Source organism: Rhodococcus sp. NPDC047139, from assembly GCF_040643435.1.
Lineage (GTDB): Bacteria > Actinomycetota > Actinomycetes > Mycobacteriales > Mycobacteriaceae > Rhodococcus.
In genome coordinates, this window is sequence record NZ_JBEYUH010000002.1 from 266,273 (window position 1) to 281,074 (window position 14,802).

A 14,802-nucleotide genomic window follows, 5' to 3' on the forward strand; every position below is an offset into this window, starting at 1 on the left:
CCCAGGCTCTCTCGCCGAGGCGCGTTGCCTCGGTCACGATTGGTTAGGCTAACCGAAATGACCTTTCCGGCCAAGTGCTACGTCCTCAGCCGAACTCGAGCGCGAAATCGTCGATCTCGGACTGGTCCAGATCACCGAGTGTCAGATCGGAGGGCGTGAACCCACCGGCGTCCTCACGCGCCGAATGTCCCGCGAGCGCCGTCAGCGCGGCGATCCACTCGTGGGCGAGCGCGGAGACCGTGGCCTCGGGGACGAGTCCGGGGCTGTATCCGAACGATCCGCGAAGAACCGGTTCGGCACCGGAATCATCGGTGTACACACCGATTTCGACGGCGTGCGCGACAGGCATGTCGGCCTCGGTTGCACCCCCGAGAGTCGAACTCTCCGGCGCACTCGACCATGCTTGCCCCTCGGACTCTCCGAGGGTGAACCGCCCGAGATAGTTGAACCCGATATCGACCGTCCCGGCGGTTTCCAGTTCCGCCCTTCCGACCGGGTCGAGGTGCCGCAGCATGCCGAAACCGATTCCGCTGTCCGGAATCTCCCTCAACTGCTCCTTGACGCGCTTGAGGGCGTCACCCGCGTTCGGTCCCCCGGCGTAAGCATCGGCGACGTCGAGCCCTCCGACGTCCAGCCGAACCGGATAGAGGGTCGTGAACCAGCCCACCGTGCGGGACAGGTCGGCTCCCGCTACCGCCTGCTCCTCCCGGCCGTGCCCTTCGAGGTCCACCGCGATCGCACCGTCTCCGACGACCCGCACCGATGCCAGCGCCAACGCGGTGAGCAGGACGTCCTCGACTCCGGCGTGGAACCGCTCGGGCACCGTGGTCAGCAGTGCCTCCGTGACGTCGGCCGGGACCTCGACCTGCACCCGAGCGATCCCTGCCATCGTGTGCCGACCGGGATCGGGTGCTGCGGCTGCCAGACGGACACGACCGGCCGGCGAGAGGATCCGCCGCCACAGTGACAGCTCGGATCTGCGCGACGGAACCGCGTCGAGCAGGCCCCGGGCCCAGCGGCGCAGCGAGGTGGCCGCACGCATCGGCGCGACACCGTCGACGGCGGAGGCCAGATCGGGTACCAGGATGCGCCACGACACCCCATCGACGACCAGGTGGTGCACCGCGACGAACACGCGTCCCGGGGCCTGGGGACCCGCGTCGAAGAAGATCACCCGCACGAGTGCACCCGAGGCGGGGTCGAGTTCGGCGTATGCGGCCTCGGTCGCAGCCACGACCGCCGACTGCAGATCGGACGAATCCGAGACGTCGACGCGGGTCACGATCTCGGCGGCATCGATCGAACCGACCGGACGAACCTCGAGCACCCGTGCTCGTGCGTCGAAAACGGCTCGCAGGGCGTCGTGCGTGTCGAGCAGAACCTGCACACCCTCGGTGAGTCTGTCGACGGTGAGCCCAGCGGGTGCGAGGAGCAACCTCGACTGCGCGTAGCGGGCGTAGGGCCCGCCGCGGTCGAGCATGTCGTGGACGATCGGTGTCGCCGGCACCTCGCCGAGTGCCACCTCCACGTCGACCGCACCCGGGCCGTCCTCGAGTTCCGCAATCCTGGCGAGACCCGCCGGGGTTCGGTGTTCGAAGACGGACCGTGCGGTGAAGCGGATACCAGCGGCGCGGGCCGCGGATACCAGCTGGATCGACACGATCGAATCACCGCCGAGAGCGAAGAAGTCGTCGTCGGGCCCGACGGCGTCGAGTCCCAGCACGCCCGCCGTGAGGTCGCACAGCCGCTGTTCGAGTTCGTCCGCGGGCGAGCGCCCTTCTGCGGCAGGCGCGAACACCGGTTCCGGCAGAGCCCGACGGTCGATCTTGCCGTTGCGGGTGACCGGCAGGTCGTCGAGTACCACGGTGAGAGCAGGGACCATGTAGTCCGGCAGCCGGCCGGCGACATGCTCCCGCAGGGCGTCCGGTTCCACCTTCCCCGCCGCGTAGGCGACGAGGCGTTTGCGGCCCGGTTCGTCCTCGTGCACCACGACGGCGGCGGCGGTCACCTCGGGGTGGCCTCCGAGAACGGTCTCGATCTCCCCGAGTTCGATACGGAAACCGCGGATCTTCACCTGGTCGTCGGTTCGGCCGAGGTAGTCGAGTACCGCTCCGCCGTTCTCGGCGGTCGACCAGCGCACGAGATCTCCGGTGCGGTACAGACGGCCGCCGTCGGCGCGGAAGGGGTCGGCCACGAACCGGCCGGCCGTCAAGGCGGAGCGCCCGAGATAGCCGCGGGTGACGTGCGGTCCACCGACGTAGAGTTCCCCCGCAACCCCCGGGGGGACCTGCCTGAGGTACGCATCGAGGACGTACACCCGTCCTCCCGGGATGGGGGTTCCGATGTTCGGGGCGCTTCCCGGGCGGAGAGCCGCACCGGTCGCATCCACCGTGCACTCCGTGGGCCCGTACATATTGCTCACGCGCACGTCGGGATCCGACGCGAGCTTCGACCAGAGTTCGCCCGGCACCGCCTCACCACCGAGCACCATCGACTCGGGACGGTGCACCGACGCGGGATCGAGGAGGCCTTCGGCGAGCAGCCGACCGGCGAGTACCGGCCCGCAATCGAGTGCGTCGATGCGGTGGTCGCGCACGTAGCGCACGATCTCCCCCGCGTCCGCCATGAGGTCTTCGGCGAGCACGTGCACGATGTGACCGCCGAGCATCGCGACCAGCGGTTCGACGGACGAGTCGAAAGCGAACGTGTAGCTGAGCAGCACGGCACGCCGCCGTGTCGCGGGATCACCGATCGTGCGGGTACGCACCGTCTCCCACAGGTTCACCACACCGCGATGCGGCACTGCCACCCCCTTGGGGGTGCCGGTCGAGCCGGAGGTGTAGACGAGATAGGCGATCGCGTCCGGGTGCACTCGCGGCATCGGCACATCCGACTCGGTGGGCGCAGAGTCGTCGACCACCTGGACGGAGAGGCTGTCGAGCACCACGCCCACACCGGCGTCGCGGATCATGTACTCGTTCCGGTCGGCGGGCTGCTCCGGGTCGAGCACCAGATAGGCGGCACCCGACTTCCAGACACCGAGGATCGCGGCAACCAAAACGGCATCACGCGGAAGACTCAGCCCTACAATGTCTTCCGGACCGATTCCGCTCACGATGAGGTGACGGGCGATCCGATCGGACCACGTGTCGAGTTCCCCGAAGGTAAGGCGGGTGGACGGCGTCACCAGCGCGATCTCGTCGCGGAACCGCTCCACGGTGCGGGCGAACAGTTCGGGCAGGTTCTCGGGCGCATTCGGGTCCGGAAGCGGTGCGACGGCATCGCCGGTCCGCAAGACCGCCCGTTCGGATTCGGTGAGCAGATCGAGGTGCGAGAGCCTGGCATCCGGGTCCGCGCACACCACCTCGAACGCCCGTACGACCCGGGCGGCGAAGGCAGCGGCGGACGACTCGTCGAACAGATCGTGCGCGTACTCGACCCGTACGCACAGACCGCCACCTGATTCCTCGATGACATCGAATGTCAGGTCGAACATCGCCGTATCGTTCGCCACGAACGAGGGAGTCGGCGCGAGATCCTCGAATCCCGTTATCGCGGGCGGGCTCTGGTACTGCACCATGACCTGGAACAGCGGATGCCTGGCGGCGCTGCGCTCGGGGTTGAGCGTCTCGACCACGCGGTCGAACGGGACATCCTGGTGCGAATAGGCCCTGACGTCGGTGTCCTTGATCCGGCCCAGCAACTCCCGGACGGTCGGATCACCGGAGAGGTCGGTGCGCAAGACCACCATGTTGACGAAGAAGCCCACGAGGTCGTCGAGTTCGGGCGCGGGCCGTCCGGCGGTAGGCGATCCGAGCGGGATGTCCTCACCCGCTCCGCTGTGCGAGAGGGCGAGCGCCACCGCCGCGTGCACCATCATGAACATGGTCGTGCCGGTCGCTCGTGCGGCCTCTCGGATCCGCGTCGCGTCGCCGGCCGCTATCCGGTGCTCGACACCACCGCCCGCGTAGGACGCGACGGCCGGTCGCGGACGGTCGACAGGGAGGTCCAACTCGACCGGAAGACCCTCGAGCTCATTACGCCAGAACTCGAGCTGCATTGCTGCAATCGAGTTTTCGTCCGATTGATCGCCGAGGAGTTCGCGTTGCCAGGTCGCGTAGTCGGCGTACTGCACCGGCAGCGGATCCGGATCGTAATGCTCGCCGCGGACGTCCGCCGAGTAGAAGTTGCCGAGATCGCGCAACAGCAGCGGCGTGGACAATTCGTCGCTCGCGATGTGGTGGGCGAGCACGAGCATCACGTGCTCGTCGGGCGTGATCGTGAACAGGCGGATCCGCAGCGGGATCTCGCGTTCGAGGTCGAACGCATGCCGCGCCTCCGAATGCAGCCGGCCGGCAAGGACATCCCGGTCGACGACCTCGACCGCGAACGGGACGGCCACCTCGTCGAGTACGTGCTGCATCCCCACACCGTCGCGTTCGACGAGCACGGTGCGCAGGCTCTGGTGGCGTGCGAGCACCTCGGAGACGGCGTGGTGCAAGGCATCCGGATCGACATGCCCGTGCAGGTCCACCGTGATCGGGACGTTGTAGGTCGGGCTCGGGCCTTCCATGCGGTACATGAACCACAGGCGCTGTTGCGCATACGACAACGGCGCGAAGCCGGTGTCACTGCGGGGAACGAGGTCCGGGCGGGCCGGGACTGCGGAACCACCGTTCTCCCCGTCACCGCATCGGGCTGCGAGCGAGACGACCTGCGGATGGTCGAACACCGTGCGGATGGGCAGGTCGACGCCGAGTTCGTCGCGGATCCGGGCGAGCAGTTTCACCGCGCTGAGCGAGTGACCACCGAGCGCGAAGAAGTCGTCGTCCGCACCGACCGTCTCGAGCCCCAGGATGTCGGCGTAGATCCGGCACAGCGCGCGCTCGGTGTCGGTCTCCGCTGCGCGCGTCGAGACGAGCGACGCGAAGTCCGGTTCCGGCAGCGACTTCCGGTCGAGTTTGCCGTTGGAGGTCAGCGGCATCTCGTCGAGGACGACGAGGGCGGCGGGCACCATGTAGCCGGGCAGGAACTCGGAGACGAGGCGGCGGGCGTCGACCGGATCCGGGACATCCTGGCCGACGAGATAGCCGACGAGCTGAGCAGCGCCCGAAGGGTCGGTGCGCACCACCGTTGCGGCCCGGGAAACGCCCGGGATCCGCAGCAGAGCGGCGTCGACCTCTCCGAGTTCGATGCGGAACCCTCGGACCTTGACCTGGTTGTCGACCCGGCCGCGGTAGACGATGCGGCCGTCTTCGGTCCACTGCACGAGATCGCCCGTGCGATACAGACGGGCGTACGGACCCGTGGGCTCCGCGGAATAAGGATTTGCGACGAACCTGGTCGCGGTGAGGGACGGAGCATCGAGATAGCCCCGGACCACGCCCGGCCCGGCCACGTACAGTTCCCCCTCGGTTCCGGCCGGCACAGGCGCCAGTCCCGCATCGAGGATGTAGACACGCAGATTGGCGACCGGCCGCCCGACGACCGGCGTCTCGGCGTCGGCGACCTCCGCGACGAGGACGTCGACGCTGCACTCGGTGGGTCCGTAGAAGTTGAAGGCCGCGCCCCGGCGCTCGCGCAATCGGCTCCACAATCTCTCGGAGACCGCGTCACCGCCGAATCCGAGTGTGGGCACGGTGCCGTCCGGGAAGAGCCCCTCGTCGACGAACTGTTCGAGTTGGCTCGGCGAGAACTCGACGAAATCCCAACCCTCGTCGAGCGCACGGCGGGCGAGCGCCGACGGGTCGCGCTGCGTCGTCTCGTCGACGATGTCCACGGTGTGACCGGCGAGCATCCACAGCAGCGGTTGCCAGGAGGCGTCGAAGGCGAGCGACCAGGCGAGTCCGAGCCGGATGGACTCGCGGCCGGCCTCGCGGGCCGCGCGGCCGAACACCTGCGCGCGGTGACTGTGGAACAGGTTCACCAGACCGCGGTGAGGAACGACCACCCCTTTCGGCTTACCGGTGGAGCCGGAGGTGTGGATGACGTAGGCGATCGAATCGGGGGTCAGGTGGCCACGTTCCGAGACGTCGAGGGGCGTATCGGGCAGGGCGTCGAGATCGAGGTCCTCGAGCACGATGCGACTCGGAGCGCCCGCAACCTCGGCGATCCTGTCGTCGGTCGTCCGGCTGGTCAGGACGCAAACCGGATCGGTGGAGCCGAGGATGTGCGCGAGGCGCTCGAGGGGCTGGTCGACGTCGAGCGGCACGTAGGCGGCGCCCGTCTCGAGGACGGCGTGAATCGCGATCAGAGCCTCGGCCGTGCGGGGCAGTGCGAGCGCAACCCGCACGTCCGTTCGGCCCGAATCGAAGCAGGAGACCAGATACCGGGCCAGCCGGTGCACCCGGGCACCGAACTGCGCGTAGGTGAGTGTCACGTGTGTGTCCGCGACGGCCGGCGTATCCGGCGACGCCTCGATCCGTGCACGTAGCAGATCGACGAGCGTGAGGTCCTGATCGAAGGGGATGTCGGGGCTGTGGCTCCAGCGGTCGAGGATGGTCTGCCGTTCCTCGCCGGTGACGATCGGCAGTTGCGCGAGCGGGGTGTGCGGATCCCGCTCGGCCACCGAACCGAACAACATCTCGAGGCGCTCGACGTGGACCGTCAGTTCGGCGTCCGTGTAGACGTCGGCATCGGCATCGACGAACACCTCGAGTCCGGCGCTGCCGTCGAGCGGCCGGACGGTGACCATGAAATCCTGCAGCGGTCCTCTGGCCACCGAGTGCACGGAGGCGCGGATGTCTCCGAACCGGAGCGAGTCGCCGAACGGTTTGACGTTGACCGTGGGACCGATGATGCCGCGCGAACCGGCAGGAAGACGCAGGTCCCGCTGGATGTCCTCGGTGCGGTAGCGGTAGTGGTTGCGGCATGCGGCTACTCCGTCGCGAACCTGCACGACGAGGTCGACCAGCGAGTCCGACGCCGTCGGATGAAGGCGTAGCGGAACGACGTTGACCGCAGTGACGGGCACCCGCAGGGCCGCGGTGCCCAGCCGGTTCATGACAGGGAAGCCCAGTGTGAGGTCTTCTCGCCCGGTGACGCCGCGTAGATAAGCGGCGACCAGCGCGGTGACGGCATCGCCCCAGCTGGCGCCTGCCTCCTTACCCAGGTCCACCAGCGCGCGGTGCCGTTCGGCATCGAGGGTGAAACGCGCGGCACGAGAGCGGCGGGCGATACCGCCCGGTCCCGGGCGAAGCGCAACCGCTTCGTCCACACCGGAGAGGTAGTCGCTCCAGAAGACGCGGTCGGCTTCGAAGTCCGCCGAGTCGCGGTACGCCGCTTCCTCCCTGATCACTGCTTCGATCGGATCGAACCGTGCAGCCGGGAGCTCTCTGCCGGACACCGCCGCGGTGTAACGCTCGGCGATGCGCCTGTTGAACAGCGAGAACCCGAAGGCGTCGAGAACGATGTGGTGCGCACGGACGTAGAGCACCACATGGTCGTGCGCCAGTCTGAGCACTGCAGCCCGGACACACGGATCGACCGACAGGTCGACAGGCCGGGAGAGATCTCGGGACATCCACTCACGGGCCGCATCCCAGGGGTCCGCCGCAGCCGTGAGGTCGACGGTCGGGACAGCATCCGGTGCACGGCCCCCGGGAATCTGAACGACCGTACCGTCGGCCAGGGTCTCGAATGCCGCGACCAGCACTTCGGCATCGGATGTTGCCGCGGAAACCGCTTCCACCAGTGCTTTTTCGTCGACATCACCGCGCAGTTCGACGCACTCGGAGGTGTTGAACAACGGGTTGTCGGGATTCAGCTGCTGGCCGAACCATACACCCGACTGAGCGCGTGACAGTGCGAGCCGCGAGGCGTCCGGGCCGGCAAGGGGCACTGGAGATCCTCTTTCCTTCGGTCGAAACTATTGGCTGGTAGCGGAATCCGCTGATCTACGCTCGGCGGCGCCGGAGGGGACAGTACCAAAGGTTAGCCTTACCGTATATGTTTCTCGGTGATCGTGTGTCTCGTGGCGCGGTCCTCCCGCAGATCTCCCCCAACCGGAAGGTACGAGAATGCAAGTGCCGGTCCTCGGCGCAACCGCAACCGACCGGGCCGAGCGGCCCGCCGCGTATCCGTTCGTCCTGTCCCGCCCCCACGGCACCGTCGTCGCCGAAGGCGTCAGAGCGCAATTCGACTGCCCCTCCCTCGCTGCCGAAGCCCTCCGAACCGGACAGGTCACAGCCCTTGCCGGTGCGTTGCCGTTCGCGCCCGATCACCCGGCTGCGCTGACCGCACCGGAGGTACTCCACCACCACCGCACGTATTACGAGGCACCGGACCCCGACCTTCCGCCGATCACGATCGCGGGTGCGCTGCCGTCGGAAAGCGAGCACATCGACCGCGTCGAGACCGCACGCCGACTGCTGCGCTCGGACGAGAACGAACTGCTCAAGGTGGTTCTGGCCCGCGCCCTCGTCCTGCGTGCCGGACGACCCGTCGACCCGCACCACCTGCTTGCTGCCCTCACGCGAACCGACCCGCAGCACAACGGCTTCCTCGTCGATCTCTCGGCTGCGGGCGGCGCGTGGACCGGCCGTCATCTCGTGGGATCCAGCCCGGAGGTGCTCGTGCGACGCCGTGGGGATCGGGTCACCGCCCATCCTCTCGCAGGCTCCGCACCCCGCCACCACGATCCCGAGATCGACCGTGCGACGGCCGACCGCCTCGCTGCTTCCGCAAAGAACCTCGCAGAACACGCACACGTGATCGATGCGATCCGCAGCGCACTCGCTCCCTTGTGCGTCGACCTCGACATCCCTGAACGGCCGTCGGTGACGAGCACGCGACAACTGTGGCATCTCGGCACACCGATCGAGGGACGCCTGCGTGATCCGGATGTGACGGCACTCGATCTTGCACTCGCAGTGCATCCCACCCCCGCGATCTGCGGTACCCCGACCGCCGCCGCCCGCGATCTGATCCGCGCCACCGAGGGCGATCGAGGCTTCTATGCCGGCGCCCTCGGATGGTGCGACGCAGCGGGTGACGGCGAATGGATGGTGACCATCCGCTGCGCCGTCACCGAACCCGACGGCTACGGCCTGACCGCATATGCCGGAGGCGGAATCGTGGCCGATTCCGATCCGGCCGACGAACTCGCCGAGACGACCGTCAAGTTCGGCACCGTCCTCGATGCACTGGGAGTACTCCGTTGACCGAGACCCAACCCCTTCCCCCCGTCACCCTCGTCGTCGGAGCCGCACAAGGGATCGGACGCGCAACCGCCGAGACTCTCGCACGCGCGGGCCACCGTCTCGTCCTCGCGGACCGGAACTCCGAGGGCCTGCGCAAGACTGCGACACTGATCGGCGGCTCCGTCCCCACCTATCCGGTCGACATCCGTGACCACGACGCCGTCGCATATGTCGTCGACAGCATCGAATCCGAGCACGGACCGATCGGGCATCTCGCCCACGTCGCCGGTGTGTTCACCACCGGATCGGTGCTCGACTCCGATCCTGACGACTGGCAGCGCATGTTCGACGTGAACGTCACGGGCCTGCTGTCGGTCCTGCGCTCGGTCGGACGGAACATGAGGGAACGCAGGTCGGGTTCGATCGTCGTCGTCGGGTCGAACTCCGCGGGGGTGCCCCGCATGGGCATGGGCGCCTACGGTTCGTCCAAGGCCGCCGCCACCATGATCGTGCGAGTTCTCGGACTCGAACTGGCGCAGTACGGAATCCGCGCCAACATCGTCGCTCCCGGTTCCACCGACACCGCCATGCAGCGCTCGCTGTGGCAGGACCCCGACGACGACACAGGTGCACGCGGCGCGATCGAGGGTGATCTGTCACAGTTCAAGGTCGGCATCCCCTTGGGCCGGATCGCCGAGCCCGTCGACATCGCCGACGCGATCGAGTTCCTCCTGTCCGACCGCGCGCGTCACATCACCATGCAGTCCCTGTACGTCGACGGCGGCGCAACGCTCCGAGCCTGAATCCGACCGCCCGACATCACACCGTATCCCGAAAGGACCCGTTCCGTGACAACCGGTTTCGAGCGCACTCCGCTCGCCGACACCCCCCGCTTCCCCGAGGAGTTCGCCGAGCGGTATCGCGCAGCCGGATACTGGGCGAGCGAGACCCTCGGAGAGTTCCTCCCCGAACGCGCGCGCAGGTTCGCCGAACACACAGCGGTGGTCGGACACGACGCCACAGGAGCCGTGCGGCGGCCGACCTACCGCGAACTCGACGACGCGTCGGCCCGTATCGCTACGGGTCTGGTGGAACTCGGTGTCCGAAAGGGCGACCGCGTCGTCCTGCAGTTGCCGAATATCGTCGAATACACCGAGGTACTGTTCGCGGTGTTCCGGATCGGCGCGCTCCCGGTCTTCGCACTGCCGGCCCACCGCGCTTCCGAGATCGGCTACTTCTGCCGGTTCACCGACGCTGCGGCGTATGTGATCGCCGCCGAGCACGCCGGATTCGACTATCGCGTGCTCGCGCGGCAGGTCACGGACGAGATGGACCGCCCACCCGCGGTCGTCGTGGCCGGGGACGCCGAGGAGTTCACCTCACTGGACTCCCTGCGCGGGAACGATCCCGCCCCGGTCACGGAAAACGACGCCGAATCCGTCGCCTTCCTTCAATTGTCCGGTGGAACCACGGGCACCTCCAAACTGATCCCACGCACCCACGCCGACTATCTGTACTCCGTGCGCGAATCCGCCACGATCTGCGGCGTGGACGCCGGCACCCGGATGCTGGTCGCGCTTCCGGCGGCGCACAACTTCCCGATGAGCTCGCCGGGCATCCTCGGCGTACTCCATTCCGGCGGCACCGTCGTTCTCGCTCCGGATCCGAGCCCCGACACCGCGTTCGCACTCATCGAGAGCGAGGGCGTGACGATGGCATCGCTCGTTCCGCCGCTCGCGCAGGCATGGTTGTCGGCACGGGCACGCACCGAGCGCGACCTCTCCTCTCTCGAGGTATTGCAGGTCGGTGGAGCGAAGTTTCCCGCCGAGGCCGCCAAGCGAGTGCGACCCGAACTCGATTGCACGCTGCAGCAGGTCTTCGGTATGGCCGAGGGCCTCGTCAACTACACCCGCCTCGACGACGACGAGGACACCATCGTCACCACCCAGGGACGGCCGATCAGCCCGGACGACGAGATCCGGATCGTCGACGATGCGGGCGATCCCGTCCCCGAGGGCACGCCCGGCCATCTGCTCACCCGCGGTCCGTATACGATCCGCGGCTACTACAATGCGCCCGAACATAATTCGACGGCGTTCACGCCGGACGGCTTCTACCGCACCGGCGACATCGTCCGTCTCACCGAGCATGGTTACATCGTCGTCGAGGGTCGCGCGAAGGACCAGATCAACCGCGGCGGCGAGAAGATCGCGGCAGAGGAGGTCGAGAACCACCTGATCGCGCATCCTGCGGTGCTCGACGCCGCGGTGGTGTCGATGCCCGACAAGTATCTCGGCGAACGCACGTGCGCATTCGTCGTCACCGAGGGTGAGGCCCCGAGAGCACTCGCGCTCAAGGTGTTCCTGCGGGAGCGTGGACTGGCCGAGTACAAGCTCCCCGACAAGGTGCAGTTCGTCGACAGCTTCCCCGTCACGGGCGTGGGCAAGATCAGCCGGAACGAACTGCGGCGTGCTCTTGCAGCCACGCTGAAGGGCTGACTTCACCCTGTTCACCCCGCGCGGTGAGGGTCGCATATCGACCGCCGCGTGCGACGAGTTCGTCGTGCGTCCCACGCTCGACGATGCGGCCCTGATCCAGGACAACGATCTCGTCGGCGCCCCGGACGGTCGAGAGCCGGTGAGCGATGGTGATCGTGGTGCGTCCGGTGCGCGCGGCGTCGATCGCCTGCTGGACGGCGCGCTCGGTGTCGTTGTCGAGCGCACTCGTCGCTTCGTCGAGCACGAGGACGCGCGGGTCTCGAAGTAGCGTGCGCGCGAGGGCCATGCGCTGCTTCTCGCCGCCCGAGAATCGGTGCCCGCGAGCACCGACGACCGTGTCGTATCCGTCCGGCAGCGAGACGATCAGGTCGTGGATGTGGGCGGCGCGGGCTGCGGCTTCGATCTCGGCGTCGCTCGCGTCCGGCTTCGCGTAGCGGAGGTTCTCCCGGACCGTGGCGTGGAGCAGGTAGGTCTCCTGCGACACCACCCCGACGAGTTCGGCGACGTCGGCGAGCCGCATCTCACGAAGGTCGACTCCGTCGATGGTCACGCGTCCTTCGGTCGGGTCGTACAGTCGCGCGACGAGCGATCCGAGAGTGGTCTTGCCCGAGCCCGTCTCGCCGACGAGCGCGATCTGCGCCCCCGCCGGAACATCGAGGTCGATCCCGTCGAGCGCGTTCCGGTGCGCACCCTGGTAGCGGAAGCCCACGTTCTCGAACCGCACCCGGCCCTCGGCGTTCGCCCGGTCGACGGGCACGGGATCGCGCGGGTCGTCGATGTCGACGGGCAGGTCGAGGTATTCGAAGATGCGGCTGAACAGTGCCAGGGAACTGGTGACGGAGACGCCGACGTCGAGCAGACTCATCAGCGGACGGAACAAGGCGCCCTGCAGTCCGGTGAACGCCACCAGGGTGCCGATGGTCATGCCACCTGAGGTGGCCGGCAGGCCGGCGACGAGATAGAGAGCGGCGGGAATCGCCGCGAAGACGATGTTCATCGTGGCCATGCGCCAGCGACCGGACAATTGCGCGTGCACCTCGAGATCCGCGAGGTCCTCCGAGGTTCGTGCGAACTTGTCGGACAGCGCCGGACCGGTACCGAGCGTCTTGACGAGCAGTACACCGCTGACCGAGAGTCCCTCGTCGATCTGCGATTGCATGTCGGCGAGGCGGCGTTGCTGGCGTGCGGTCACCGCCCGGCGCATGAGCGCGACCCGCCGGGTGAGCCAGATCGCCGGCGGGAGCACGATCAGCGAGAGCAGAGCCAGCCGCCAGCTGAGTACCGCCATCGCGACCGCGGTGCCGACGACGGTGGTGATGTTGGAGGCCAGGGAGGTCGCGGTGTTGGTGACCACGGACTGCATGCCGCCGATGTCGTTGGTCAGTCGCGACTGGATCTCGCCACCGCGGGTGCGAGTGAAGAAGTTCAGCGACTGGCGCTGCAGATGAGCGAAGACCCGGGTGCGAAGACCGTGCATGACCCGCTGCCCGACGGTGGTGGAGATCCAGGTCTGCACCACCGAGAGGAGCGAGCTCGCGACGGCGACAGCGAGCATGCCGCCGACCGCCCACAAGAGCAGGCTCACATTCTGATGCGGGATGGCGTCATCGATGACGGCACGCACGAGGAAAGGGGTCGCGAGGGAGATCACCGACGAGGCGATGATGAGGGCGACGACGAGGATGATCTGGGCGCGGTAGGGCGCGAACAGGGCGCCGATGCGGCGCAGACTCACCGGGGATTCGCGGAGCTGCTCGAGATCCTTCTTGTCGATCCTGCCGCGGCGGCCCGGTCTGCCGCCTGGAGTGGGTGGGGGCTGCATCATGTGCGCCACCTCGATTCGTGGTTGGTGACTCGTATTGCTGAGGTTGCCTCATTGAGTGGTAACGGTCAAGTGAGGTAGCCTGTTCCCATGTCGGATTCACCGGTTGCGCTGCGCGATCTGCTCATCACCACGACGCGCACGCTGCGCCGACGTTGGCACGACATCCTCCAGCCGTGGGGATTGTCACCGCACGAATACCGCGCACTCGATGTCGTCGGGCGCGCCGACGAACCGATCCGCCTCGGAGTCGTGGCCAAAGCACTCCGTATCGCCCCGCGTTCGGCCACCGAGGTCGTCGACCGCCTCGAGTCCCGGGGTCTCACCGAGCGCCTCCCCGATCCTGACGACCGCCGCGCTGTCTGCGTCCGGCTGACCGACGAGGGCCGCAAGGTGCGTGCCGAGCTCGCCTCCGCCCGCGATGCCGACGCCGTCGAGATGTTCGACCGCCTCGACGCCGGCGAACGCGCCCGGCTGTCCGGTCTGCTGCACAAACTCGTCGACGATCGGCCGCACTGATTCCCGCGAGCCTCGGGTACTCACATTCTCGACGGCGACGACGTCTTCATGACGAGTGTCCGCGCCGAGTCGAGGAGGCCCCGTGGAGACCACCGAACCCCTGAAGTCACGCGAATCCCTGCAGTCGCGCATCGACTCGCTCCTCTGGCCCGATCTGGTTCGCGAACTCGACGAGAACGGCTGTGCGCAGACCGGGCCGCTGCTGAGCGACGACGAATGCTCCGCGCTCACTGCCCTGTGGGACGACGAAGCCCACTTCCGCACGACGGTCGACATGAGCCGGTACCGGTACGGGCACGGAACGTACAAGTATTTCGGACGGCCGGTTCCCGACGCCGTCACGCACCTGCGCGCGGCGTTCTATCAACCCCTTCTCGGTGTCGCGCGCTCGTGGGCCGAACGTCTCGGCGACCCCGCTCCCTGGCCCGAGGACTTCGGCACCTGGCTCCGCATCTGCCACGAGGCCGGCCAGACAGACCCCACTCCGCTGATGCTGCGTTACACGGCCGGGGACTGGAACGCCCTGCATCGCGACCTGTACGGCGACCTCGTATTCCCCCTACAGGTCGTGATCGGCCTCGACCGGCCGGGCCCCGACTACACCGGGGGCGAATTCCTCCTGGTCGAACAACGCCCGCGCGCTCAATCGCGGGGCACCGTCAGCGTGCTCGAGCGAGGCCGAGCGTTGATCTTCACCACCCGCGACCGACCGGTCCGATCGGCGCGCGGATGGTCGCGGGCACCGATCCGGCACGGTGTCAACACGGTTCGCTCCGGCCTGCGGCGGACCCTCGGGCTGGTGCTGCACGACGCCGCATGACCC

General features: G+C 67.9%; 7 protein-coding genes. 5 read left to right on the forward strand and 2 right to left on the reverse strand.

The window, feature by feature from the left end; genetic code table 11:
- Positions 1-85 precede the first annotated feature (85 nt).
- Entirely contained in the window at positions 86-7,840 is a 7,755-nt protein-coding gene (locus ABZ789_RS03375) for an amino acid adenylation domain-containing protein (RefSeq protein ID WP_358418879.1), read from the reverse strand.
- 178 nt (positions 7,841-8,018) lie between these two features.
- Between ABZ789_RS03375 and ABZ789_RS03380 the strand changes: the two genes are divergently transcribed.
- From ABZ789_RS03380 to ABZ789_RS03390, 3 genes are read left to right on the forward strand one after another with little or no spacing between them, the layout of a single operon-like run.
- Positions 8,019-9,161, forward strand: coding sequence for an isochorismate synthase (locus ABZ789_RS03380; protein ID WP_358418882.1), 1,143 nt, complete (start codon positions 8,019-8,021; stop codon positions 9,159-9,161).
- The gene (locus ABZ789_RS03385; RefSeq protein ID WP_358418885.1) at positions 9,158-9,943 is read left to right on the forward strand and encodes a 2,3-dihydro-2,3-dihydroxybenzoate dehydrogenase; all 786 of its coding nucleotides are present in this window, start codon (positions 9,158-9,160) and stop codon (positions 9,941-9,943) included. The genes ABZ789_RS03380 and ABZ789_RS03385 overlap by 4 nt, the downstream gene beginning before the upstream one ends.
- A 45-nt stretch (positions 9,944-9,988) precedes the next feature.
- Complete coding sequence (locus tag ABZ789_RS03390) at positions 9,989-11,638, forward strand: (2,3-dihydroxybenzoyl)adenylate synthase (RefSeq protein WP_358418888.1); 1,650 nt, start codon at positions 9,989-9,991, stop codon at positions 11,636-11,638.
- Here ABZ789_RS03390 and ABZ789_RS03395 read toward each other — a convergent pair.
- Positions 11,589-13,463, reverse strand: coding sequence for an ABC transporter ATP-binding protein (locus tag ABZ789_RS03395; RefSeq protein WP_358418891.1), 1,875 nt, complete (start codon positions 13,461-13,463; stop codon positions 11,589-11,591). The two genes, ABZ789_RS03390 and ABZ789_RS03395, sit on opposite strands and share 50 nt — an antisense overlap.
- A gap of 87 nt (positions 13,464-13,550) precedes the next feature.
- On the opposite strand from ABZ789_RS03395, the gene ABZ789_RS03400 reads away from it, so the two are divergent.
- Together ABZ789_RS03400 and ABZ789_RS03405 are read left to right on the forward strand one after the other, a co-directional pair.
- The gene (locus ABZ789_RS03400; RefSeq protein ID WP_358418894.1) at positions 13,551-13,979 is read left to right on the forward strand and encodes a MarR family transcriptional regulator; all 429 of its coding nucleotides are present in this window, start codon (positions 13,551-13,553) and stop codon (positions 13,977-13,979) included.
- A 100-nt stretch (positions 13,980-14,079) separates the two neighbouring features.
- On the forward strand, positions 14,080-14,799 hold the full coding sequence (locus ABZ789_RS03405; RefSeq protein WP_358419223.1) for a 2OG-Fe(II) oxygenase: 720 nt from the start codon (positions 14,080-14,082) through the stop codon (positions 14,797-14,799).
- Positions 14,800-14,802 lie beyond the last annotated feature (3 nt).